12 protein-coding genes and 1 pseudogene are annotated in these 24,648 nt (G+C 70.4%); 5 read left to right on the top strand and 8 right to left on the bottom strand.

The window, feature by feature from the left end; all coding sequences use genetic code 11:
• Positions 1-42: 42 nt before the first annotated feature.
• From E0L36_RS10810 to E0L36_RS10800, 3 genes are read right to left on the bottom strand one after another with little or no spacing between them, the layout of a single operon-like run.
• The gene (locus E0L36_RS10810; RefSeq protein ID WP_180928812.1) at positions 43-3,798 is read right to left on the bottom strand and encodes a hypothetical protein; all 3,756 of its coding nucleotides are present in this window, start codon (positions 3,796-3,798) and stop codon (positions 43-45) included.
• Entirely contained in the window at positions 3,791-5,062 is a 1,272-nt protein-coding gene (locus E0L36_RS10805; protein ID WP_180928811.1) for a hypothetical protein, read from the bottom strand. Before E0L36_RS10805 ends, E0L36_RS10810 begins: the two co-directional genes overlap by 8 nt.
• Positions 5,055-6,851: a PD-(D/E)XK nuclease family protein gene (locus E0L36_RS10800; protein WP_258016137.1), complete on the bottom strand. Its 1,797-nt coding sequence runs from the start codon at positions 6,849-6,851 to the stop codon at positions 5,055-5,057. Before E0L36_RS10800 ends, E0L36_RS10805 begins: the two co-directional genes overlap by 8 nt.
• Positions 6,852-6,967: 116 nt before the next feature.
• Between E0L36_RS10800 and E0L36_RS10795 the strand changes: the two genes are divergently transcribed.
• Positions 6,968-8,611 (top strand): serine/threonine-protein kinase, encoded by a 1,644-nt coding sequence (locus E0L36_RS10795; protein WP_219636528.1) that lies wholly within the window; start codon positions 6,968-6,970, stop codon positions 8,609-8,611.
• Positions 8,612-8,642: 31 nt separating this feature from the next.
• Here E0L36_RS10795 and E0L36_RS10790 read toward each other — a convergent pair whose 3' ends face one another.
• Complete coding sequence (locus E0L36_RS10790; protein WP_180928810.1) at positions 8,643-10,661, bottom strand: N-6 DNA methylase; 2,019 nt, start codon at positions 10,659-10,661, stop codon at positions 8,643-8,645.
• A gap of 140 nt (positions 10,662-10,801) precedes the next feature.
• Positions 10,802-12,965, bottom strand: a pseudogene (locus tag E0L36_RS10785) (UvrD-helicase domain-containing protein).
• Between the two features lie 174 nt (positions 12,966-13,139).
• Here E0L36_RS10785 and E0L36_RS10780 point away from each other — a divergent pair.
• Together E0L36_RS10780 and E0L36_RS10775 are read left to right on the top strand one after the other, a co-directional pair.
• Positions 13,140-15,197: a GNAT family N-acetyltransferase gene (locus tag E0L36_RS10780; protein ID WP_180928809.1), complete on the top strand. Its 2,058-nt coding sequence runs from the start codon at positions 13,140-13,142 to the stop codon at positions 15,195-15,197.
• Positions 15,194-15,673, top strand: a complete 480-nt coding sequence (locus tag E0L36_RS10775; protein ID WP_308416721.1) for an ASCH domain-containing protein — start codon at positions 15,194-15,196, stop codon at positions 15,671-15,673. The genes E0L36_RS10780 and E0L36_RS10775 overlap by 4 nt, the downstream gene beginning before the upstream one ends.
• Positions 15,674-15,762: 89 nt before the next feature.
• Here E0L36_RS10775 and E0L36_RS10770 read toward each other — a convergent pair whose 3' ends face one another.
• Entirely contained in the window at positions 15,763-16,020 is a 258-nt protein-coding gene (locus E0L36_RS10770; RefSeq protein ID WP_219636602.1) for an ATP-binding protein, read from the bottom strand.
• A 340-nt stretch (positions 16,021-16,360) separates the two neighbouring features.
• Between E0L36_RS10770 and E0L36_RS10765 the strand changes: the two genes are divergently transcribed.
• Together E0L36_RS10765 and E0L36_RS10760 are read left to right on the top strand one after the other, a co-directional pair.
• Positions 16,361-17,230 carry a helix-turn-helix transcriptional regulator gene (locus E0L36_RS10765; RefSeq protein WP_180928808.1) on the top strand — a complete coding sequence of 290 codons (870 nt, stop codon included), beginning with the start codon at positions 16,361-16,363 and terminating at the stop codon, positions 17,228-17,230.
• The gene (locus tag E0L36_RS10760; RefSeq protein ID WP_180928807.1) at positions 17,227-17,421 is read left to right on the top strand and encodes a DUF397 domain-containing protein; all 195 of its coding nucleotides are present in this window, start codon (positions 17,227-17,229) and stop codon (positions 17,419-17,421) included. Before E0L36_RS10765 ends, E0L36_RS10760 begins: the two co-directional genes overlap by 4 nt.
• A 25-nt stretch (positions 17,422-17,446) precedes the next feature.
• Here the strand turns inward: E0L36_RS10760 and E0L36_RS10755 are convergent, their stop codons facing one another.
• Both E0L36_RS10755 and E0L36_RS10750 read right to left on the bottom strand, forming a co-directional pair.
• A complete protein-coding gene (locus tag E0L36_RS10755) occupies positions 17,447-21,607 on the bottom strand; it encodes an Eco57I restriction-modification methylase domain-containing protein (protein WP_180928806.1) in 4,161 nt (1,386 codons plus the stop codon).
• Positions 21,604-24,576, bottom strand: coding sequence for a helicase-related protein (locus tag E0L36_RS10750; RefSeq protein ID WP_180928805.1), 2,973 nt, complete (start codon positions 24,574-24,576; stop codon positions 21,604-21,606). The genes E0L36_RS10755 and E0L36_RS10750 overlap by 4 nt, the downstream gene beginning before the upstream one ends.
• Between the last annotated feature and the right edge of the window lie 72 nt (positions 24,577-24,648).

Genomic DNA, 24,648 nt, shown 5'->3' with positions numbered 1-24,648 from the left:
CCGTGTCTTCGACAGCCTTGGCAGCGGCGGCGGCCCGGTGCGTCAGTAGGTGCCGCGCGGCGCGGGCGCAGCGTCCAGGCCGCACAGCGCTTCGTACAGCGGCCGGTAGAGCAGCTTCACGAGTTCGATGTCGGCAGGGTCGGGCCTGTCGGCAGCGTTCTCGGTACCGCTGAAGTACAGGGCGAGGACGTCCCGGAGGCGTACCAGCAGTCCCGGGTCGCTGGTACGGGACCGCCTGCTCCTGCCTGCGACGGGTGCCTGTGCCGCAGCTAGACGCGGTGCGAAAGCGGCATCGACGAACACGACGCGGGCCGGTACACCACCGCGGACGAGGCGGCCGATGACCTGCCAGATGGTGACGAGCTGGTCCCAGACGAAGGACTCCTTCTCGTCGTCGGAGAGCAAGGAGTAGATGTAGGGACGGGACAGCACGTGCCGCCAGACCCGGCGGGCGACGGTGCGGAAGGTGCCGCCTGCCGCGTCGAGACCGTCGGCTTCCGCCACCAGATCACCGAATGTCGCACCCTCGCTGGTCAGTTGACCTCGTACGAACCGGCTCGCCCAGTCGTTGATGGCGAACACGGCCAAGGACAGGTCATCGGGACGAGGGTGGGGACGGGCTAGGAAGCACACCGTCCCGAACGCCGCCACCCTTTCCTCGCCAGGGCGCTGGGGGGTGGTGAGGATGTTGTGCCCGCGCTCGACGGCGAGCAGAGGAGCGACGAGCAGTTCGGCGTCCGGGTCCTCGGCGAAGGAGGCGAGGTCTCCGCGCCGCACCGCTCCGGTGCTCCGTGTCCGACTCCCGGCCGGTGCCCTTCCGTCGACCGCGGCTTCGAGTTCCGCGTCGTCGGCGGCCAGGACGCGTACCCGGCCGCGCCATCGCGGGATCTCGTCCAAGGCCGTGGCGGCCGCCCCGGCCTCCGCGTAGCTGCCCACCAGAAGCAAGGCGCGCCTACGGCGCTGATCAGGAATCCGGGCGAGTTCGCTCTGTAGCGGAGAGGTGGTTCCGTCCCTGCGGGGACGGGCCAGCCGGTCGATCATCAGGCGTAGGACGTCCTCGCGTTTGTCAGGGTCCTGCCCGGAAAGGCGGATCGGCTGCCCGGCCGCGTCGTAGAGGAACTCGGTGCGGAACACGGTGTCCCGGATGGACCGCAGCACCTTGCTCTGCGGTTTCAGGACCGCTCGGACGGGAGCGAGGACATGGGCGCGGGTGGACGTGCCGGCCCAGCTGGTGCCGGACATCAGCAGAACATGTGGACCGGCCTCTCCCCGGGCGGGATCGGCGCCGAGCTGGGGGAGGCCGAGGAGCAGTTCGCGGCCCACGCCCGCGCAGCGGAAGAAGCGCAGGGTTCCGGTGCGGCGACCGTCCTTGTCGCGGGCGGCCGCCCGTTCGTCGATGAGGTACTGGAAGCCGAGGACGTTGCCCATGGGTGCCTCGGGCAGGAGCGGCGCGTAGTCGAGAGGTGGCCGACGGGTCAGTTCGTGGCTCGCCGCGTCGAGCCGCAGCGCCGCCTCCACCTGGGGCCACAGGAAGGTCACCCGGTCCAGACGCTGGTGCAGCGCGGCGAGCACGAGGGTGAACTCCAGTCGTCGCGCGTTCAGTTCGCGCCATTCCTCGGTAAGCGGCACGTCCTCGCGCGCCGGTTCCCTGCCCTGACGAACGGTGGACGGCGGCCGCTGCTGGGGCCCCGGCGCTCCGACGAGGAAGGAATCGAGGAGCGCGCGGACCCGGGCGCGCGTCCGCTTCTCGTCGAGGGTGTACAGGACGTCGTGGGCGAGGGCGGTGAGCTCGTCGGCGGGCGTCAGATAGGGGCCACGCCCGCCGAGCGGATCGTCCCGGAACGTGTCGAAGGACCCGGTGATCTCGCTGCGCCGGTGCGCCCACCAGGGCGCCTCCGGCTCAGGGAGATCCGCCTCGCCCAAGCCTTCCCTTGCGCCGTCGTCCTCGTCCTCGTACAGCGCGGTCTCGTCCTCGATGTCCGCTGCCTCCGTGCCGTCAGAACGCCGGACGGACCGGCCGGAAGCCAGCGGATACCAGGCGTTCAGCAGCTTCTCTTGAAGAGTCCATGCGCTGAAGTAGTCGATCTGTGCCCAGTTCCGCAGCCCTTCGTCATCGATGAGCATGGCGTACAGCCGGTCCGCCGCGGTGCCGACGATGTCCAGGGCGGCGGACCACCGTTCCACGTCCTGGTCGGAGAGCGGCAGTCGTCCCTGCCGGGCGAGTTCGGCGATCTCATGGGTCTGCAACTGGTCGAGCCAGGACTCGGAGACACCGGTGGTGACGAGGGTGGCCGACGGCGCGAACATCTGGTCCAGCTGCATCTGTACGCGGTCGGCCTCATCGACGATCACGATGTCGCTGCGCAGACAAGCCAGTTCCAGGTAGCGCAGGCGTTCGGCGTTGAGCTGGCGTGGAACAGCCGTCTGGACGAGGCTGGCGGGGTTCGCCACCCAGATCAGCGCGTCGACGAGGTCGCGCGCGGCGAAGTGCCGGGGACAGGCGCTCCACAGCGGGCAGGCGTGCGGGGTGCCCCATTCCTCGTCTTCCCCGGCGCTGTCCTCAGGAGTCTGCCTGCCGGCAGCGCCGCGGGCACGTTCGAGTTCGCGCAGGGCGTTCTCGGCCGCCGCTTCGTCACCACCCTCGCCGGCCCCGTCCCTGCGCACGGGGTGCAGGCCGCCGCACGGTGCGTCGTTGTAACGCAGCGGCTCCGATGTGTCGAGTGCACGCAGCGCGTCCAGTGGGCAGGCGGTGCTGAGGTGTCTGAAGGCCGCGTTGGTATGGGCGAGCAGTGAGTGCGCTCCGCGCGCGGCGAGCCTGCGGTGCAGCCGCTGGGTGTGCTGGGGTCGCGTGGTGCCGCCCTGGATCAGGGCGGCACTCAGGCCGAGTCCGCGGAAGAGTTCGGTCAGGGTGAGCTGTTCGGCCACGTCGCCGACGACGAGTGTGGTGCGCAGGTCGTTGTGGTGCGCCCAGACGGCGAGCAGGGTCATCAGTGTCGATTTACCCGCGCCGACCATACCGACGAGGTGGGTGAGCCGGTCCAGCGGCAGCGCGGAGGCCGATGCGAAGGCGGTTCCGTCGGGGGTACGGGTGTCGAGATCGAGGTCGTCGAGGCGCTGCGCCCAGTTTCCTGCCGTGCGGCCGCGCCGCCGTTCCTCCTCGTCCATCCACCGTGCCACGTCGGCGAGTTCGTCGAGCGGTACCTCCAGAGGTCCGGCGGTGGCCGGGCGTCCGGCGGTGAGGGGGTGGCCCGGGAGGGGGGCCCGTACGAGGTCGGCCGGAATGGTGACGGAGGTACGCCGGTGGCGGCGGTCCATGAAGCGATACTCGCCCGCCTCCGCCTGTTCCATCGGCTGGACGGCGAAGTCCGGCAGGCTCGCCAGCGCCTCGTCGTACACGGCGAAGCGGTCGGCGGAGACCTTGGGAGGAACCCGGTATGCCGCCTCCCCCTGCGCCGGTACACGGTACGCCCGCAGCCGTTCCGGCAGTTCCAGGTACGCGTCCAGAGACTGCCGCCACATCCGGCCGCGGCGCATCGGCCAGAGCAGGTGCCGGGCGGCGGCCAGCGCGACCTGTTCTGCGGCGCCCACGGGCAGCTTCGCGGCGCGTGCGAAGGCAAGACCGTAGCCGCCCAGGAGTGTCCATGCGCCGTCGGCGGCGTGGCCGGGTGCCACGGTCTCCATCAGACGTAGGGCGAGCTCGACCTGGCAGAGCAGGGCGGGCCGGGTCCTGGCGTGCTCCTCGGGCCAGGGTCCGAGCGCGGCCACGACCGGCTGGTACCAACTGCTGCGGTCACGCATCGTCCACTCCGTCCTCCTGCCCGGCGCCCTCGGCCGGGGTCGTGTTGTCCATGGGGCAGTGTCCGGCGTCCCCTCGGCCGGGGCACGGCGGTTCGTCCGCTCCGCCGCGGAATGGTCCGATGAAGGCGTCCGGCCCTCGGTCACCGGCCAGTCGCAGCCGGGCCGCCCGCACAAGTTGACGATCCGTCAGCAGCCTGAGTCCGTCCGCCTGAGCGCCCCGCTCCTTGGCGTAGCTGTCGAGATAGTCGCGGCGTGCGCGGACCCTGAACTCCGGGACGACCCAGCACGCCTCGTCGTAGGGCGGTTCGGCCCGCACCGCGGTCGCACTGCGGCCGAGGAAGGCGGGATGCGCCCAGTCCTTGACGTCCACGGCCCATACATGACCGTCGGGGAAGACGATGCGTACGTCGTACGAGTCGAAGTTGGGCCACATCTCGACGGTGAGCCCCAGCGCCCGCAGCTCGCTCTCCAGGGAGGTCTCCGCCTGTCCGGGACCGGTGACGAACAGCCGCAATGGTTTGCGCAGTTGACGCAGCTCCCCGGTCTCTGCCGCCACGAGTTCCCGGCCGCGCGGCGCGGGACCCTGGTGGCGGCACTGATCCCGTTCGCACCACCACTCGGTGTCGGACACCGGGTGCAGCAGGGTCAGGCAGCGGTGACAGCAAAGATATGAACCGTCGCGCCGAAACCCGGCGGGGACGGGGGCGTAGATCTCCTCGACGAGGAACCGGACCGGGTCGAGGAAGAGGTCGCAGCTGATCTCGGCCCAGTCGTCCTCTGTGAGCACGGGCCGGGTGACCAGAAGGCGGCGGAAGGCCGTATACGACTCGGGCGACGACATCGCGCGGCAGACCCGCAGGGCTTCACGAATGACCATGCGGTCGTACTGTCGCCCGGTGCTGTCACCGTGTCCGCGCACGGCGAGTTCGTGGCAGAGCTGGGAGGGTTCTCCCGAGCCTTCGTCGATCAGCCGGTCCGCCGCGTCGAACAGGTCGGCGGGCAGCTGGTCGAGAGGCCAGCTGCTGAGCGGCCTGGCGCGGGCCCAGCGGACCATCTCGGGCACACCGGCCGGGGGGGTGGCCCCGTTGCGCAGACACTGGAGGGTCAGGGCGTCCAGGGCGCGCTGCGCACCGGCCGGATAGGGCAGGGTGAAGGCATCGAGGTCGTCGACGGCCGCCAGGTGCAGCACAGCGGTGGCCACGTCCCTCAGCAGAACGACGTCCCGGTTGAACAGCCAGTCCGGGGCTGCCTGTTGATCAGTCATTGGACGAAATACCCCCTCGCGGCGTCAGCTCGGCACTCGGCTCGGACCCGTCGGCGGACGAGAACGCACCGGGGCCGTGCGGCAACGGATGATCGGTGGCGTAGGCACTGCCGGGACGGCACCAGGTGCGCGCCAGGCAGCCGTGGCAGTGGCGCCCGGCCCTCGGTTCGTACGTGGTGTCCTCAAGGAGCGGCTGGGCGAGACCGGCGATGACATGCCGGGCTTCGTCGACGATTTCGGCGCGCCCGGGGTCGATGCGTTCGAGCCTGCTCTCCCCGTGCCCCTCGCGCAGATGCTCCAGCTCGACCCAGGAGCGGCGCGGGTCGTCGCCCAACGCCCCCGCGTGGAACAGCAGCACGCCGAGCGCCAGTTGCGGATACGTGCGCAGCAGTGAATCCCGCTCCCACAGCGGACGGGAGGATGTCTTCGTCTCGCGCCAGACCCACCGGCCACGATGGGTGTACACCAGATCGGGTACGGCAAGGACGACGACATCGAGTTCGGGAACGTAGGCCGTCACCCGATGCTGCACGAGGACGCGCTCGTCGGCACCGAGCCCGTCGAGCGGGCACAGCAACCGGTGCCCGGCCAGCATTCCGGTGGCCTCACGGGCAGACGCCTCGTCCAGCTCGGTTTCGGACCGCAGCACGTCCGGATTGGGGGCCGCACGGTCCCGGCAGCCGCGTACCGGCTGTTCACCGTGGTGCGCGTCCAGCCAGGAGTCGACGAACCTGCCACGCCGCGCCCCCTCGTTCTCGCCGGACAGGTCGTTGAGATGCAGGCGCCGCACCAGGTGGTACTGGGCCGGGCATTCCGCGTACAGGCGCAGGTCCCAGGCGGAGACGGAACGACGCTTGCGGGCGACCGGGGGGCGCCGCCCTCCCCAAAGGCTCGGGGTGCGCTTCAGGTCCGTGCAGCCAGCGATGGCCTTGCAGTCGACGCAGCTCTCGCCGGGCCTGGTGCCGGTCGCGGTCGCGATAGAGAGGAACGCCGGCACGGCGTCGCCCTCGAACCGCTTCCTCGCCTCGACGGGCCCCTCGCCGAACGACGGTGCCGCGCCGAGCAGCGGTTCCACCGAACCATCGGCGCACCCGACGTCGAAGACACGCACCAGAGCAGGCGATCGGCTGGTGTCGGTCGCCCCGGTCGGGGGTTCGTCCCGCGCCCTGCGCCGGGGCGTGGGCGCCCCATGGGCCATCACCCGCGCCACGGCCCCGAGTTCGGCGCCGGGGCGACTGGTCTTGGCCCGGCCCAGCGAGGGCAGCCAGAGGTCGCGCACCGCCCCGTCGGCGGAGGTGTACATGCGGCCCCACAGGGTGTGCTCGTACTGCCGGGCGCCGCGCGGATCGGGTGCGTCCAGACGGCGGGTGCGCCACGTCCACGGCTGTCCGATTGCCAGGGTGGGCGGCAGCCCTGCTTCCGCGGCGGCGGCCTGCTCCCGGACACGGGCCGCGACGTACCGCTCCAGGGCGTGAGCGGTCCACGCGAGATGTACGGGGTGGACCGGTGCGCCCCTGCCTCGGAACGGTCCGCGGGTGTTCCGCAGTTCTTCGCGCACCTGCTCGACGGATCGGCCGCCATGTTCCACGCGGTCGAGCGCCGCGAAGAGCGGGCCGAATCCGAACTCCTCGTACGGCGTGGACAGGAACGGCACGGCCGGCTCGGCGACGAGCTGGGGCCGCATCGCGATGCGGCGGTGCGTGGGGCAGGCTGCGGCGTCGGGCCGAGCCATCCGGGGACTCGCCTTGATCAGCCAGTCCTCTCCGGCCACACCCGGTGGATTCTGCATGGTGACCCCCGTTGCAGGGCGGCAAGGGCAAGTGGGCGTCCAAGACCGTCGGGCCTCGCGGGCCACGAACGACGCCTCGGACTCGACTCAGCATGATACATCTGTTAACTGAGTCCATGGAGATCTATCAGGGCAGCCACTTCACGCTAGTCTGTTGTGCCGGATGGCGCGGAAAGACGAAGGGGCGGCGCGGCGTGGACGCGGATTCGTACGCGGAGATGTACAGGCCCGGCACGGGTGATCTGATCGACGGGCGCTACGAGTTGACGGAGTCGCTCGGCAAGGGCGGGATGGCCCACGTCTGGCGGGCCCGCGAGGTCTCCCCGGACGGCGGGACTTCCGAAGGTCGCGCGGTCTCGGCGGATCGCGAGGTCGCAGTGAAGTTCCTGCGCCACGACTCCGAGGCCATGTACGCCCTGGACCCGGAAGAGGGGGAGGCCGAGCTCGCCGTCAGGAACGCCCGGTTCCGGCGCGAGGCCACGCTTCTGGGCACGCTCGACCATCCGGGAATCACGGAGCTGTACGGCAGCGGATCGCACCGTGGTGTGCCGTACATCGCCATGCGTCTGGTGACCGGGGTGAGTCTGCGGACCTTTCTCGACGAACACACGCCGCTGCCGCTGGCGACGGCGATCGCGGTCGCCGTGCAGATGGCGGGAGCGCTGGTCTGCGCGCACACTCTGCCCGTCGTGCACCGGGACCTCAAGCCGGCCAACATCATGATCGACGACGATGGGGCGGTCGTCCTCATCGACTTCGGCATCGCCAAGCCGCTGCGGTCCGACGCCACCCGGTACACGGCGCACGGCTCCACCCTCGGCACCCGCGGCTATCTGGCACCGGAGCAGCTCCTGGAGCGTGAGCCCACCACGCGGACGGACGTGTACTGCTTCGGCTGCGTCTTCTACGAACTCCTCACCGGACGCCCGCCGTTCCCGCTCGGTGCAGACGCCGGGCTGACCGAGAGGCATCTGTACGAGGAGCCGCTGCCGCCGAGCGTGTACGCCGCGGGCATCCCCGGCGCGATCGACGATCTCGTGCTGCGCATGCTCGCCAAGCAGCCTGGACAGCGCCCGCCTGTGGACGAGGTCCTGGCGGTCCTCGAACCGCTCGGCCCGCAGCCCGGTGCCCCCGGGCCCCGTCCGCGCACCCACCCCGACGCCACGACGCCGCTCCGCCGGCCCGCGGACCGGGCCGTACGCACACGCCGCGCTCCCGCCGCACCGCCTGCCCCGTCCTCTGCGGAGGGCGAGACGGAGTGGCTGGACGCCCGTGCGGTGGAACTGCTGTGCGCGCAGGCCGAATCGGAGATCACCACCGGTGAACCCGGTGACGCCACCGATCGCCTGAGCGCGCTGACGGAACGGGTGCGCAGGGAGTGGGGAGCGCGCCGCCCACTGGTGCGTCGTGCGTGGCGGGGAGCGGCGGACGGGCTCCGTCTGGCCGGGGACTTCGGCTCCGCGGCTCGTCTCTACGAGGGGATCGACGACGCTCTCCTGCACGGCGACGGTCCGGCCGAGCGGGCGGAGCGCGCGGTGATCCGGCTGCGGCTGGCCGAATGCCGACTCGCCTTCGGTGAACTGGAGGCCGCCGTCGCCACGGTCGACGCCGCGGGCCGCACGGCTGCGGGCCTGCCGCGCGAGCACGCCGTACAGGTCGAGTCCGTACGGCGTGAGGTCGACGCCCAGCTCTCCGCCCGGCTCGCGGACGCGGGCGGTCATGGCGCCTCGCAGGTCCGGACGGACGGGGAGGCGCCGTGACGCGCTCCGTCTCCTCGCACCGCCGGACGCGCTACGCCCCGCCCGCGAGCCGCCCGGCCGCCAGTTCGTCACCGAGGTCGTGGACGAGGTCCGCACCGAGCTCGGCGGTGCGTCGCGCCAGCTGTTCGAAGGCGGCGAGCTCACGGAACGCCTCGCCATAGCGCCGCTGTTCGCGCAGCGGCACCTGGCGGACTTGGAGGCGGCGGACGTCGATGCGGGAGGAACTCGTCGCGTGGGTCCCGGCCTGGCGGACGTTGGCTGGGGCTCGCAGCGAACCTGCGAGGAACCAGGCGTCCAGCTGCTCGGGCTGCACCCGCACGGCGTGCAGTTGAGCGCCCAGGGCGGTGGGTGCTCCTTCGTGGACCCAGGCGGAGAAGGCCCGCGCCACTCCCACCACGACGATATCTCCGGGTTCGGCGATCACGGCTTCGCGCACCGCCGGGTCGCCGGCAGCGAGGTGTCCCCTGGGTGCGCCGCCCGACAGGAGGTCGGGAACCGTCAGGAGCGGAATGTCCTCGGCGGACGGCGTCCCGGTGCGGACCGCCGTCTCCGGTGGCTGCTGGCCGCCGCACAGGGTGAGCGCCCCCGCCCGCGCCAGTTCGGCGACGGTGGTGGCCGTGGGCGTGTCCTGTGCGGCAGAGGCGAGTTCGAGCGCCGCGAGCAGCCGGGCGGACTTGGTCACCTTGGCAGTGACGTCCTTGAACTCCCGCCAGGACGCTGCCAGTCGGGGCGCACTGTCCGCCGGGGACGGGGCGATGTGGCGCCCCGGAGTGAGGTCGACCTCGTCGTCGAGCAGCTCGATGACGGGCACGCGCCGTACATAGGACTCTTCGCCCGGGCCCTCCCTCCCCACGGCCTCGCGCAGGAAGTCACCGATCGCCGCCCAGTCGGGGGTCCATTCACGGCCCGGGTCCCGGGGGAAACGGGACACTCCGTCGGCCACCAGCAGGTGACCGCCCACGGGTGGCTCCTCACCTGCCGCGGGCGCCCGTAGTACCCACAGGTGCAGGGAGACGCTGTGCGGCGCGGCGCACCCCGGCGGCAGCGCCACGACGGCCTTCAGCTGGCCGGTGCGCAGCAGGGACCCGCGGATGCGACGGCCCGCCTTGCGCGCCGCCACGGCGGGGGGCAGCAGCAGCACGGCCGCGCCTGCGGGCCGCAGCCCCGCCAGACAGTGCTGGACCCAGGCGAGTTCGGGTTCGGTACGCGGCGGCAACCCGTGGCTCCAGCGGGTGTCCGTGGCCAGCTCTTCGTACCCCCAGTCCCGTTCGTTGAACGGCGGGTTGCACAGCACGATGTCGGCGGGGACGTCGGCGAACGGGTCGTCGCGCAGAGAGTCCCCCGCGCGTACGTCGATGGATGCGGGCTCTGTCCGCGGTGCCTGCTCGGCGAGTTTCAGGCGTGCTTCGGCGAGCGCCGCGAGGACGGGGTCACGGTCGCCGCCGAGCAGGGTCGGCGCCCCGCCGCCCCTCTCCTCGGCCGCCTCGGCCGCGGCCGTCAGGAGGTGGCCGGTGCCGCAGGCGGGGTCCATCGCCGTGATGCCGCCGTCGACGGCGGCGACGCGGGTGGCGATGTCCGCCATGAGAGCGGCGAGCGGCTCGGGGGTCGTGGCGATCTGGCGTACATGGACGTCGAGCCAGCGGCGCAGCAGGAAGGCGAAGGTCTCCGGGCCTCCTTCGCGCCGTCCGAGGTCCACGGCCCGTTCGATCAGGTCCGCTGCCTCTTTCGGGTACGCGGACTCCTCTGTCGCGCCCCGCCCGGCGAGCCGCCTTCCCACCTCCGCGATCGCCGCCCCTGTCTCGTCCCGTCCGCCGAGCGCCTCGAAGCGGGGCCAGAGCCATTCGCGCTCGGCGGACTTCTTGAGCTTCTTGTTTTCGCGCAGCCAGTTCTCGATGTCGGTGAGGGAGAACTGGGGGTTGACGTCCGTGCCGGCGATCCGGGCGGGGAACGACGGATGACGCCGCCGCCAGTTGCTGACGGCGGCCCGTCCGACGCCCGCGAGACGAGCGATTTCCGCCAGGGACACGGGTACGGCACGCGGCGTGGACATGTGAACTCCCTGGACGTTTCTCAGCAAATGACGATCCCCCGCCTACAGGCGCGTGATCAAGCCACTTTCCCCCTCCCGCGCGTCCCGCAGACTACTACGACAAGCTCAGGTATTGACATTGTTCACAGGACAACGGGGCCTCACCATTCCTGCCGCCTCACCCCGTCGAGGAAGCCGCTCGGCCGCCCGCTGTACGACATGTACAGCGCCTCTCTCGCCCAGGTGCTCGCGACGAACAGCAGGCACCGTTCGGCCGCGAGGTCGGTCGCGTTCTGCAGCGGATCGACCTCGGCCGGTTTCACCGCCGGCGCGAACGGGAACGCCGACGCGGTCACTCCTGCCACGGCCACGCAGCGGAACTCAAGACCCTTCAGGCTGTGCAGGCTTGACACCCGCACTCCGGCCGTGTCATCGGACTGCCCGTCCTTGACCCGCACCACGGGCAGCCCGGCCGGGCAAGCCGGTCGCCGATCCGCGCGGTCTGCGTCTGGAACCGGGCGCAGACCGCGATCTCGGAGGGCGCGACGCCGGCCGCCCACCCACGCCCCCACTGTGCGCACGACGGCGTCGGCCTCGGCTGCTTCCGTCCCGTGCCCCTCGCACACGGGCCGCTCCCCGTGCAGCAAGGATCGGTACCCGGAGAGCGAATCCGGCGCGTCGCCGGTCAGGTCCGCCACCGGCTTCCGGTCGAGGAGCGCCCGCGACCAGCGCAGGATCTCCTCCGTGGAGCGGTAGTTGAGACGCAGCCGCGCGCCTCGTCCCGCGACGGAGATGCCGAGGGAACGCAGCGAAACCCGGGAGTCGTAGATCCGCTGGTGCGGGTCGCCGGTGAGGAACAGGTCGTCGGGCCCTTCGGGCACCAGCGCCCGCAGCAGCCGCCACTGGGCGGGGTGCAGGTCCTGCGCCTCGTCCACCACCACATGGTCGTAACGGAGGCCCTGGTTCGGCCTGCCCTCCAGCAGCCGGGCGCCTCTGGCACACATCTGCAGCCAGGTGCAGGCACGGTCGTGGGCGAGTTCCTCCTCGAACCGAGCCATCACCTGCCACAGCCGCTGACGCTGCCCGGCCGGCAGCTTGCTGCCGCGTCCGCGCCGCAGGCACTTCTCGTACTCCTCGCGGCTGCGCAGGTCCTGAGCGAGCAGCACGTGCCGGTACTCCTGGGCCAAGAAGGCGTCGGTCCATGGCAGTTCGAGCCGGTGGGCCAGGCGCTGCCAGCGCCGCTGCTCGTCCTTGTCGCCGAGGACGTCCCCCGGGTTCCCGTGCAGCTCGCGCACGATGCGGTGGGCGGTGGCATCGACCGTGGTGACGGTGACCCGGTCGAGGAGCGCCTGGTCGTGGTCGAGGAGCAGTGCGAGCCCGGAGCGCAGCGAGCGGGCGAGCGCGCCAGTGTACGTGGTGAGCAGGACGCGGGTGTCGGGTGAGCGCCCGAGCAGATGCCTAACCCTGTGCAGGGCGACCACGGTCTTGCCGGTGCCGGGACCACCGGTGATCTGGGCGGGGCCCGCATACGCGGGACGGTAGGCGACTCTCCGCTGAGTGGGATGCAGGAAGATCCGCCATGCGTCGAAGGGCTTGGCGAGGATGTCGGCGAGCTCCTCGGGTCCGGTGACCAGGGCGATTCGACTGCGCGTACGACTGACAGCGGCGGTCAGCTCGCCCTGCTTGCCCTCGGCCTCCTCGACGGCGGCCGTCTGCCGCGCCGCGACGAGGTCACGGTAGATGTCCTCGGGCTCGAAGCCTTCCGCGAGCAGCCACAGCGCCTCGAACTGGTCCTCCGGCATCAGCGACCCGAACGCCTCCAGCTGCGCCTTGCCGGTGATGACACGGGCGGCGCGCAGCGTGACGTCGTCGACCGCCGAGATGGCGCAGCACAGTGTCCGACCACCGGGCGAACAGGAGCTCCGGCGCGGCCTCGACCTCCTGGGCGAAGAGCGGGGTGATCTGTTCCATGGCGGTCAGATCACGTACTTCGAGACAGCGCGTGACCGCATTGACCGAGTACAGCCGCCGTTTGGCCCAGGAGTACGCCTTGTCGTGGGAGACCACATGGACGAAGACGAACACGTCACTGCCGTCGTCGGGTGCGAGTAGGACAATGCGCTGCCCGTCGTCGACCCGGATGGTGCGCATGCGCGGATCACGGGAGCCGACCACGGACTCCAGGTGCAGACCCTTGTCCGCATGCAACTGGTACACCGTCAGCTTTGGGAACTTCCCCATCGCCTTGTGGACCCGAGCGCGGGACGGCTTGTCGAGCCGGTCCACGCCCTCCCAGAAGGTGTTGGTGATCGCGATCTGCGGCATACGCGCCTCCCCTTCCTTCACCAAGCCCCACCACAACGGCAAGCATTGACTGAGTTTACAATCTTCCAGGTCGGATGTGGCCCATTTGATCAACCCATGGTCCGTAGGCGGCTCCACTTGGCAAGATTTACCTGGGACGTTGGTCGGCCGGACAAGTGTCCACGGAGGGGGAACATGGCGATCGAGGTGCTGCCGGTGTCCGGGGAGGGGTCGGAGCTGATGGGCCCGGTCATCGCCCTGGGCGACAGGTACACGAGGTATCTGGGCCTGCTCACGCCGCCCGCATACCACAAGCATGCCGAGGACGGCGGCCTGTTGGCGGCCGTGGAGGACGGGGAAGTCGTCGGCTACGCGCTCTTCGGACTCCCGAAACGGAATCTCCATGTACGCCTCGCCCACTTGTGCGTGGCCGACAAGCACCGGAAGAAGGGAATCGCCCGCCGACTGATCGAGACCATTCGGGAGCAACACGCGCACCGGCTCGGAATCCGGGCCAAGTGCCGTCGCGACTACGGCCTCAGCGGCATGTGGGCGGGCCTCGGCTTCGTCCCCAAGGGCGAGAGCGTGGGCAGGGGCAAGGACAGGGAGATCCTGGACACCTGGTGGCTCGACCTCGGCCATGAGGATCTGTTCACCGAGGCTCAGAGCGAGGCTCTGCTCGTGGTGACCGTCGACCACAGCGTCTTCGCCGGGCTCCGCGGTGCGGGGTCGGAACAAGCGGTGAAGGAGTCGCGGGCCCTCGAAGCGGGGTGGCTCGCCGACCTGATCGAACTCGCCTATACACCGCAGCTACTGCACGCCGTACGCGACGTGGAGAAGGTGGAGGAGCGGCAGCATCAGCGCACCGGCTTGGCCGGGCTGCGGTCGCTGTCCCCCAACACCGCCGCGGTTTCGGTCCGCTTGGCGGAGTTGGTCGCCGCAGTACGGAAAGAATCGCCCGGCACCCCCCTCGCCGCCGAGCAGCGCGCCCGCCTGCAGTACGTGGCCGAGACGTCCTGCGCCGGCCTTCAGGTACTGGTGACACGCGATCCCGGACTTGCCGCCCTGGCCGATATCGCCTGGAGCGTGGCACGCGTCAAGGTCGTCTCCCCCGCGGTGGTCACCCTGCATGTCGATGAACTGCACCAAGCCCAGGTGTACCGGCCGGCCGATCTCATGGGTACCGCCTTTTCCGCCGAGACGGTCACACCCGGCAGCGAAGGTGGGCTGGTCGCCTTCTTCGACCAGGCCGACGGCGACAGGGGTTCCGCCTTCGCGGAGCGATTGAGATCCCTCGCCACGGACGGTGTGCTGTGGCACAGGGAACTACTGCGGGACGGAGCGGGACGCCCCGTGGCTCTGAACGTCTGGGCCATGGACGGCCGCACGCTCAACGTCGCCTTCCTGCGTACAGCCTCGCACCCCCTGGAGCAGACACTCGCGAGGCAATTGCTCTTCATGCTGAAGAAGCTCGCCCGGGAGAGAGGCGCACAGGCGGTCCGCATCGCGGATCCGTACATGTCCGCGGCCGCCAAGGCGGCGGCGGGCAGCGACGGCTTCATCGCCGACGAGAGCGGCTTCACCGCGGTCCTCGTCGATATGTGCGGGTCCGCCGCCGCCGTATCCGCGGTAGCCGCAGAGATCGGAAACCGTCTGGGGCGCGTGATGCCGGCCCTGGATCCTCAGGTACCGCCGGAGATCGCGAGCGTGGCCGAGCGGGTGTGGTGGCCGGTGAAGCTCATCGATTCGGCCCTGCCGTCCTTCATCGCCCCCATCAGACCCCGTTGGTCGACGGAGCTGTTCGACGTTCCGGCCATGCTCGTCCCTCGGGCCGACGTGCTCGGCATCAGCCGTGAGCACGTCTACTACCGGTCACCAGGAGGCCGAGGGGAATCAGTCCCCGCCCGGATCCTCTGGTACGTCAGCGGGAGCGGCTCCAGACAGCAGGGGAAGATGGTGATCGGCTGCTCGCGCCTGGACGAGGTGATCGTCGACGAGCCCGACACCCTCTTCTCGAAATTCGAACACCTGGGCGTATATGGTCGTGCCGACGTGCGCGCGACAGCCGACAGCTCGGGAAAGGCCATGGCCTTGAGGTTCTCCGACACGGAGCTCTTCCCCGTACATGTGGCGCATTCCCGGTTGACCGCGTTGGCCGGGAAGCTGCGGCTACCGTTGCCGCTGACGTCACTGTCGAAGATCAGCAACGCGCTGTTCCAGGCTGTTTATGAAGAGGGGCACCGAACACCGTGAACGATCCGGAGCGCACGATGCTGCTGTCCGTCCACCCCCGGTTCGCCACGGCGATCCTGGCCGGGACGAAGACGGTGGAGGTCCGCCGCCAGCGCGTCGCCGCCCCGCCCGGAACCCCGGTCCTGCTCTACGCGACCGCCCCCACCATGGCCATCGTGGGCCTCGCGCGCATCGCCTCCGTCCGGGTGGCCTCTCCCCGCGAAGTCTGGACCGCCAGCCGGACGGAGGCCGGAATCAGCCGCCGCGAGTACGACGCGTACATGAGCGGGGCGCTCCAGGCGAGCGGACTCTCACTGGAAGCGACCGTGGCCTTCGAAGAGCCAGTGCCGCTGTCGGCCCTACGGGCTGCCGGGCCGTTCCATCCACCGCAGAGCTACCGGTACTTGACCAGAGAGGACCTGCGGAAGATGGCGGTGGCCGCGCCGGACGGTGGCGCGGCCCTCTGTGCCACGCTGAGCAAACTCGTACGGGTCTGAGCGACCCAGGGACAAGGGGCGCGGACCAACGGCCAGCGGCGGCACGCGGCCCATACCGTCTTGCCGCCGGGGCTGTGCGGGCGTACGCCTCAATCGTCGGACAGCGCCTCCACGAGCAGCAGGCCACGCCCCGATTCACCTCCGTCTTTCGGGGGTTGGCGCACAGGCAGGCAGTCGCCTCGGGCGTCGCTGACCTCGATCCGCAGTTCGCTCGCGTCCAGATGGACGTCGAGGCGGGCCTCGCGACCGCGCACCCGGCCGTGCAGGGCGGCGTTCGCGGTCATTTCGGCGATGAGGATGGCGGCCGTGGTGGTGAGGTCGTCGCCTCGGGGGCCGTCCGGCGACAGGTGCGCCGCGAGCCGGCGCTCGGCGGCATGGCGTACGGCGTGGGCGCCGTGAAGCGCAAGTGGCCCACGTGCGCGTCTGATTGGGGATCGACGACCTCGGTTTCCTGGTTCACATCACCGAGGGTGACGTGCCCGATCTACCGTGGGGAGCACCCGCCGCCGTACGGAGCGTGACTGTCCGGCGGTGCGGGCAGGCTGTCCGGGTGGGCGGCCCGGCTGGTACGGGAGTTGTCCGGGTGTCCGGCCGTGACGTACACGAACGGCGCTCGGGGGGGGGCAGGAGATCCACGGGCGGCACGTCCGGGCGGCGGCCGGGACCGGAACGGGCGGGTGGTGGGCGATGGTGGCGGTACGAGGCGACTCGGGTGGCGCCGGAGACCCAGCGGGCTCCGAGGAGGTAGCGGACCTGTTCCGCGCCATCGGCCGCATGATCAAGGCGGCACGGGAGCTGGCCGGGATGAACCAGCGGGAGCTGGGGCAGGCGGTCGGGTACAGCGAGGAGCAGATCTCTTCGATCGAGCGGGGGCGGCGGACTCCGCAGCCGGACCTTCTGGTGACGGTGGACGAACTTCTCGGGTGTGGTGGGCTATTGGCGATGCTCGGGGAGGACGTGGAGCGGGCGAAGGCTCGGCGGAGGGTTCGGCATCCGGAGTGGTTTCGGGATTATGCGGAGTTGGAGGCGACAGCGGTCGAGCTGCATTACTACGCGGCGCTTTCGCTGCCGGGACTCCTCCAAACAGAGGGGCACGCGCGTGCCGTCTTCACCAGCCGTCGGCCGCTGCTCGACGACGAGACCATCGAGCAACGAGTGGCCGCTCGGCTGGGCAGGCAGGAGATCCTGACGCGCTGGCCCCTGCCGCTTGTCTCGTTCACCGTCGAGGAGTCCGTCCTCCAACGGCCGACAGGAACCTCGACAGTCCACCGGGTGCAGTTGCGCCGACTGCTCTCGGTAGCGCCACTGCGCAATGTGGAACTCCAGGTCATGCCCACGAATCGTACGGATCACCCGAGCCTCGGTGGTCCGTTCACTTTGCTTACCCCGCCAGGGAAAGCCCAGCTCGCATATGTGGAAGTGCAGAACGTCAGCCGGCTTGTGACTGCCCCTGAAGAGGTACGTATGCTGGCCGCGCGCTACGGCAGTATCCGCGCCCAGGCCCTCAACCCAAGCGAGTCCCTGGCCTTGATCGAGAAATTGCTGGGAGATCAATGAGCACCGAACAGCCTGCGCGGCTCCAGTGGTTCAAGAGCTCATACAGCAGCGGCGAATGCGTCGAGGTCGCCACCGCCCTTGCCGTCGTCCACGTACGGGACTCCAAGGAGCGCGGCGGCCCCCAGCTCGCGTTCCCACGCGCCGCCTGGGCCGGGTTCGTCGCCGAACTCGGGCGGAGCCAGCCCAACTGATTGGCTTCGCCCGCGACTTCGTGATTCAGCTCTCGTGGCGGGGGCCCTTGCCTGGCGGCGGGTCCAGCACGGTCTGGTAGGCACGGCCGGTCTCGCGGGCCTCCGCCATGCGGTCGTAGATGTCGAGGATGAGGTCGCGGGTGCGGTAGGTGCCGCACAGGGTCTCCTCCCTCTTCTTGACCGTGGGGAACGTCTCCATCACATAGTCCACGTCATCGCGGCTGAGCCCGTACGCATGGAACAGTGCGGCGTCCAGCTCCGCACGCAGAAGCTCGCGGCGCTCCGCGTTCCAGCGGAACGGGGCACCGGTCTCCCCATGGGTCCTGGCGAATGCAGCCATGTCCCGTGAGGTGTACGCAAGTTCTAGGGAGCCAGCGACGATCCAGTCCGCCGCGCTGCCGCCCAAGAGTCCGTCCAGATCGGCGAGTTCCTGCGAGGTCACCGCCGGAAGCTGCCGCACGGTGAAGTACTTCAGCGCTGTACCCGATGCCTTTTGACGCGTCACGAAGTCGAAGACGAACGAGTCAAAGATGGCCAGCAGGATCGCCGGTGACTGCGGGGCCAGAGCCAGCAGGAACTTGTCGCCGACACCGTACGCCGGCAAGGCCGAACCGATCATGGTCCGCGTATCCGTGGAGCGAGCGATGTCCCGCCACCCCAACAGCCACCCGTTCCACCACTCCTTCTCCCCCAGCCGCGAGGCGACCCCCGGCCACATGACCCGGTTCCCCTTCTTGTCCCGCCTCCCCGAGTCCACGTCGAACTCCGGTACCCAGTACCGAGGCATCGGCGCGAAGTCGGGGTCGTCATGCTGCTCCGCCGTAACCCTCGGCAGCGTCCCCACGTTCGCCTGCGCCTGCGTCTGCCCCTCGTACGTGCCGAGCCGGTGGTCGAAGTGGTGGAGCATCTTGGCCTCGTACAGCGGCAGATAGCGGCACCCGTCGGACGGGTGCATGAAGATGTTGCCCTTGAGCTTCCAGCCCTCGCCCTCCAGCTCCGCCTTGCCACGGAACAGGTGGGAGTCGTTGGACATGTGGAACATGGTCATGAAGGTCAGGCCCCATGGGTCCGTGCCGCCCTTGCCGTCCGCGTCCGGTTCGCGCCGGAGGACCGGGACGCGCCGGTAAATCCCCAGGGTGATCTCCGCGTCCCTGCGGGTGCGGAACACCGGCAGCGTGCCCGTGTTGGGGTTAACCAGGAGGATTTCCTCGGGCGGCATCGTGAAGCGGCGCTCGTCGAGATCCTCCATGTGGCGGGTGCCGAACGCGAAGGGCGCCGAATCCACCCGCTCACCGCGGCCGGTGACGGTCAGCAGCGAGAACCGTACCGAGTGGTGCACGTCCCGGCTGAGGATGAACGCCTCGTTCTCGAAGTCCAGGAAGGACGCGAGCCGTGAGGTGCGCACCAGGTCGGAGAAGAACGGCGCGGTCGTCGCGTCGGTGGCGATGCCCGTCGGCAGGACCAGGCCGAAGCGTCCCTCGGGGGCGATGCCGAGCGAAGCCGCCTCGGCGAAGACCGCGTACGTGTTGACGTCGCCGCGCCCGGCCAACGGGAAGCGACCCGAGCCGCGCAGCAGGTGGCTGATGCCTTCGGAGAGGCGGCGCGCGGCAATGAACTCGGCGTGCAGGGACCGGTCCGCCTCCTCCTCACTGGTGGCCAGCGCGGCGATCCGGCGCTCGCGGGCCGCCTTGTTCGCGGCGTTCGCAACCGAGGCGTCACGGGTGGCGAAGAACTCCTGCTCCTGGAGCTTGACCCGTTCCCACGGCGGGTTGCCGAGGACGCAACTGAACCCGCCCTTCCACCCGGTCCGTTCGTCCACCCCCGGCGCGTCCAGATCGGCCGGCACCCGAAACACCTCAGGGAACTCCAAGTGCCAGTGGAAGAAGCGGTACTCCTCGCGCAGGCGCAACACCTTCTCCACCGTGCCCGCCGGCAGACTCGCGCCGCCGTCTGCGGAGTGCAGGGCGAGCAGGGAGTCCGTGGTGAGCGCGGGCGGGAAGGTCTCGTCCGTCCGTTTCGTGCCGTCGGTGCGTTCGGTCTTCTCCCAGACGAACGCCGCGCACCACGCGTCGGCTAGCTCAAGCGCCCGCACGTAGTCCCTGGAGATGGTGAGTTCGTGGTAGGCGCGGGCCTGGTTCTGGACGTCCTCCAGTTCCTCCGACCGGGCGGTCGTGATGTCCGACGTCTTCGCGCTGATTGCCGCGTTGGAGATCTCCAGCGCGTGCTGCTCAGAGAAGAGGGCGTCCTGGTTCGCGTGGTGGCGCAGCGCCGCCAGCCACCGCTCCCGTTCGCTCGCGTTGCGAGCCTTCAGGTTTCTTACGGCCTTGGACTCGTCGCCTTCCAGGACCTTGAACGCCTCGTCGGGCAGCCCGCCCGCGAGGAGCTTCGGTGTCGTGCCGAGCAGGCCGTTGCCGTGCTTGATGTGCGCGTCGAGGAAGGTGAGCGGGCGGCCGGGCTTCATGGCCTCGATCCACAGGGAGACCTTGGCCAGTTCCACGGCCATGGGGTTGAGGTCGACGCCGTACACGCAGCGGGAGATGACCTCGCGCAGCGCGTCGCGGACGGCCTCGGCGGTCGGCTCCGGGTCGTCGGTCTCGATCTCCGCGAGGCGGCGGGCGATGCGGCGGGCCGCCGCGACCAGGAAGTGGCCGCTGCCGCAGGCCGGGTCGCACACCGTCAGGGCCAGGAGCGCCGCCTTGCGTTCCTGCTTCGTCGTGCCTGAGCGGACGGCCCGCTCGATGACCGGGTCAAGGGCCGAGTCCAGGAGACAGTCGATCAGCGGAGAGGGCGTGTAGTAGGAGCCGGAAGTCTTGCGGTCGTTGCCGTCCAACTTCTTCAGGACGTAGGAGCCGTCCTCTTCCTGGCGGGGTTCGAGTTCGAGCAACGACTCGTAGACCGAGCCGAGTTCGTCCGCTCCCAGGTGCCGGTAGTCGACCTTGCGGGGGCGGCCGAGCTTGACGTCGAAGATGACGGCGAGGGTGCGCACGGCCTCGTACAGGGACTCGTTGGTGAGGGTGAGACCGTCGAGGCGCTTGTCCACCGGGGTGGGTTCGAAGAGGCCGCCGAGGGCGGGCAGGCCCAGTTCGGGGCGTCCGCCGGGCTCGCCGAGGCCCTTGATCACGAGGGTGAGGGCCTCCCACTGGTCGCCGTGCGGGCTGCCGGAGCGGCGGGCGAGGCGGCGCAGGCGCGCGGTGGAGAAGTACTTCTCGTAGCGGTCGCGTGCGGTCTTGTCGGCGTCCGGGTGGAGAAGCAGGCCGCGGTCCTCGGTGACGAAGAGGAAGAGGAGTCGGTAGACGAGGCGCAGCAGGGCGGGGTGCAGATCGCGGACGGTGAGCGTGCGGGCGTGCAGGGCCTCGCGCAACTTCGCGTTGTCGGGGTGGGCGATCAGGCCGCCGCCGATCACGGTGAGGGCCTTCTCTACACCCTTGCGGAGCTCCTTGAGGGCGCGGGTGCCGGAGTCGATGGCCTCGGTGCGCCACTTCTCCAACGGGCAGGAGGCGGCGGGGTCGCCCTCGAAGCGGGTGCGGTGCAGCAGGCGCCACAGGAGGACGAAGTCGTCGGACCGCTTGCCCTCGAAGATCGCCCGGAGGTCGAACTCGATGAACGCGGCGCCGGTCAGCGACGCGGACTCGCGCAGCAGCCGCAGCTGGCGGCCGTTGGACAGGACACCCCACAGGGCCTTGTCACCTGAGCGGTTGAGGTACTCCTGCACCATGGACTGCGGGGCCTGCGGCGCCACGTGCGGGGTGCGGACGTCCAGCGGGACGTTCCAGCCGGTGAGGTGCACGGGCACGTGCGCCCACGCGTGACTGACAGGGAACTTCTTCGTGTCGTCGTGGGCGGGCAGGCCGGGCTCCGGCACTGCCAACAGCGCGCCGAAGCCGAGCTGCTCGAACAGGGGTAGCAGCCAGCGTTCGGTGGTGAGCCCCACCGCGTGCACACCGGTGTCGTCGTCCGCCCCGTCGCGGGCGAGGGCGTCCTGGTAGGCGGCCCAGACGCCGCAGAGATAGCCCCAGGAGCGCTCGGCGGCGTCCCGTACGGACTCGCCCTTGGCGAACAGCCGGTAGTCGGCGGGCTTCGAGCCGGACTGCTCCTTGCCCTCCTTGATGCGGACGAGGTGGTCGTAGGGCAGCAGCCCGCCGACGGTGGCGACGGTGTCAGTGACCAGGGTTCTCGCGGTGCTCACGCGTCGGCTCCCAGCTGGATCGTGGCGGCCGGACGGTAGAGGAAGACACCGAGGACGTCCGGATCGCCCTGCGGGACGGCCTTCAGGCCGGCGAGACGGGCACGGGCGGCGGTGCGGACCCGGTGGTGCGAGGCTTCGAGCTCCGTCGCGGCTGTCTTGGAGCGCAGGCGCAGTTCGTCCATGAGGCCGGTTTTCAGGGCGGCGAGAATCGACGCGATGTGGTCGGTGGCGAAGGCCGGGTCGGAGTTTCCGGTGGCGCGGGCCTGAAGGAGGGCCAGCGCCTCCTCGTCCGGCAGCCACTGCGGCGCTTCGGGTCTGCCCTGGAAGGCCACCACCCGTGCGTCCTCGGCGAGTTGGGGGCGGATCTCGCCGTCGCGGGTGGGCAGGCTCAGCTGGAAACGGTGACGTACGAGGAGCATGGTGGTGGGCCGTCGTACGGCGTTCGTACGGATCACGCCGCAGCGGCGGGCCGGGCGCTGCCAGGCCGGGAACTTCTCGTCCAGGGCGGTGTCCAGGACGAAGCGGGCGGTCGCGGCCACCACCGGGTCGGTGCGGGTGAGGGCCACCTCGCCGCGCGGAGCGCTCGGCGCGTCGTGGAAAACGACCGGGCGCGGGTGGCGGGGGCCGAGCGCCGCGGTCACGGCGTCGCGCAGGCCCTGCGGAAGCGCGTCGATGTGGGCGGTGAACCCGCTCTGCTTGCGATCGGCGGGCACCCCGCGCAGTGCGCCGAGCGCGCGGCGGGTGAACTCCCTGACCTCCTCGCCGGTACCGAGCGCGGCACGGATCTCAGCGACCTCGGTGGCCACGTCCTCCTTCTTGATTCGGTTCTGGGCGTAGAGGGACCGGGACGCCTTCTCCCGCTCGGCGGAGGACTCCCAGGCAAGCTCCAGCTGCTCGGCAGCGGGCAGCTGTTCGCGCTCGAACAGGCCCTCCTGCTCGAAGGACGGGGTCTCGCCGCTGAGGATCAGCTCTTCGAAGACCGCCTGCATGGCGCTCTCCGCCTGCTGCGGCACGGGGACGGAGATGCCGGTGGCGCGGCGGATGCGCTCGTGCTTGCGCAGCAGCACCTTCAGGACGATGTCGTCGACAGGGTTGTCCGCCCCGTACAGGGTGAGGGCCTTCACGGTTTCGGTGCGCTGCCCGAAGCGGTCGACGCGGCCCTCGCGCTGCTCGTGGCGGGTCGGGTTCCAGGCCAGGTCGTAGTGGATGACGGCGTCGAAGGACTCCTGGAGGTTGACGCCCTCGGACAGGCAGTCGGTGGCCACCAGGACGCGCCGCTCGGGGACGGGCTCGCCGTTCTCGTCCGCGCCGGTGAGTTCGGCGATGCGGTTCAGGCGCATGTCGGGCGAGAGTTCGCCGGTGACGGCAGCGACCGCCACCGGGTGTTCGGTGCCCTTCTTGTTGAGCACCTTCTTCAGGTGACCTGCGACGTAGTCGGACGTGGCGATGTAGCGGCAGAACACGATCGGCCGGTAACCGGAGTCGAGGAGGTCGGTCACCATCGCCACCAGTTTCTTCAACTTGGTGTCGCGGGTGGGACCGGCGAGTTTGCGCGCGGCCTCGGCCATGGCGACGAGCCGGGCCTTCTCCTCGGCGTCGAGACCATCGGGGCCGTCAGAGCCGGTCTCTTCGATCGTGGACGTGGCGGTGGGCAGCAGGCTGCCCGGTACCTCGTCCGCGGACTGGGCGCTGTCGGTGTCCGCCGGGTCCGAGACGGTCACCTGCCCGGTGAGGTCCACCTCGTCGGGGGTGTCCGCCTCCTGGACACCGGCCCTGGTGTTCAGCGACCGTACGGCGGCGGCCGGCGAGGAGGACAGGGTGCGCAGCAGTGCCAGGGTCGACCACCAGCGCTGCCGCTGCTGCAACGCCCCGTCGGCGGAGCGCACCGTCTCACGGGCGTACGCGAGGACCTCGGCTAGCAGGGCGCGGTAGTCGCGCTGCAGGGCGTAGGAGACCTCGACGGTGTCCCGGCTGGAGGGGAAGTGCGCGCCGTCCTGGAAGTCCTCACGGATGTCGGCGCGGCGGCGCTGCACGAAGAACTGGGCGAGCAGTTCACGGCCCGCGCGGGATTCGAAGCCCACGGTGGCGAGGCGGGCGTCGAGCAGCCCGAGCAGTCTGCGGAAGGGCTCCTCCTTGCCGCTGTGCGGGGTAGCGGTGACCAGGAGGAGGTGACGGCTGGCGTCGTCAGCAAGCGCGCGCAGCAGTCCGTAGCGCTGCTGCGAGGTGCGCGCCGAGACCTGCGCCGTGGAGTCCGCGACACAGGTGTGCGCCTCGTCGACGATCACCAGGTCGGGACAGTTGTTCAGGAAGTCCTCACGGTGGCGGGGCGATTTGATGAAGTCGGTCGACACGACGTATGCGCCATCAGGGCGGAACACCGACTGCCCGTACGGCGTCTCGCGCTCAAGGCGGCCGATCGTGGCGGGCAGCACAAGACGCGCGTCGATGCCGAACTTGCCGCGCAGCTCGGCCCGCCACTGCTCGGCGAGCGCCGGGGAGCACAGCACGACCAGGCCGCGGGCATCACCCTGGGCGAGCAGTTCGGCCGCGATGAGGCCGGCCTCGACGGTCTTGCCGATGCCCACGTCGTCGGCGATCAGCAGCCGCACCGTGTCCTGGCGCAGCGCCATCATCAGCGGCACCAGCTGGTACGGGCGCGGGTCCACGGCGATCGAGGCGAGCGACCGGAAGGGGCCCGCCCCGGCCCGGAACCCGATCCGCAGGGCGGTGCGCAGCAGACCAGCGGTGTGCTGGTCACCGAGGTCTCCGGGCGTGGGCGGGGCGAACGTGGCGGGCACCACGGTCTCCAGGTTGGGCAGCACCCCCGCGATGTCGACGTCGGCGCCGCCCAGCGGACGCAGCACGAGGAGGTCCTCGGTGGAGTCCGGGAGCACCACCCATTCACGGCCCCGGGCATGGACGAGGGAGCCGACGGCGTACTTCGGGGCCGGCGCGGCGGCGGTGGTCATACGGACCTTCCGGGTGGATGCGGGCGGGCTTGGCGTACGTACGGTAGGAGGAGAGGCGGCCATCGGCCGCTG

Source organism: Streptomyces sp. AJS327, from assembly GCF_013450295.1.
GTDB lineage: Bacteria > Actinomycetota > Actinomycetes > Streptomycetales > Streptomycetaceae > Streptomyces.
This window is presented reverse-complemented; position numbering and strand designations above follow the sequence as displayed.

What these genes read in the sequence shown, in the direction of transcription:
- E0L36_RS10780 (WP_180928809.1), top strand. Translation starts at nt 13,140, where the DNA reads ATGGCGATCGAGGTGCTGCCGGTGTCCGGGGAGGGGTCGGAGCTGATG.
- E0L36_RS10765 (WP_180928808.1), top strand. Translation starts at nt 16,361, where the DNA reads ATGGTGGCGGTACGAGGCGACTCGGGTGGCGCCGGAGACCCAGCGGGC.
- E0L36_RS10810 (WP_180928812.1), bottom strand. Translation starts at nt 3,798, where the DNA reads ATGCGTGACCGCAGCAGTTGGTACCAGCCGGTCGTGGCCGCGCTCGGA.
- E0L36_RS10800 (WP_258016137.1), bottom strand. Translation starts at nt 6,851, where the DNA reads ATGCAGAATCCACCGGGTGTGGCCGGAGAGGACTGGCTGATCAAGGCG.
- E0L36_RS10790 (WP_180928810.1), bottom strand. Translation starts at nt 10,661, where the DNA reads ATGTCCACGCCGCGTGCCGTACCCGTGTCCCTGGCGGAAATCGCTCGT.
- E0L36_RS10795 (WP_219636528.1), top strand. Translation starts at nt 6,968, where the DNA reads ATGGAGATCTATCAGGGCAGCCACTTCACGCTAGTCTGTTGTGCCGGA.
- E0L36_RS10805 (WP_180928811.1), bottom strand. Translation starts at nt 5,062, where the DNA reads ATGACTGATCAACAGGCAGCCCCGGACTGGCTGTTCAACCGGGACGTC.
- E0L36_RS10760 (WP_180928807.1), top strand. Translation starts at nt 17,227, where the DNA reads ATGAGCACCGAACAGCCTGCGCGGCTCCAGTGGTTCAAGAGCTCATAC.
- E0L36_RS10750 (WP_180928805.1), bottom strand. Translation starts at nt 24,576, where the DNA reads ATGACCACCGCCGCCGCGCCGGCCCCGAAGTACGCCGTCGGCTCCCTC.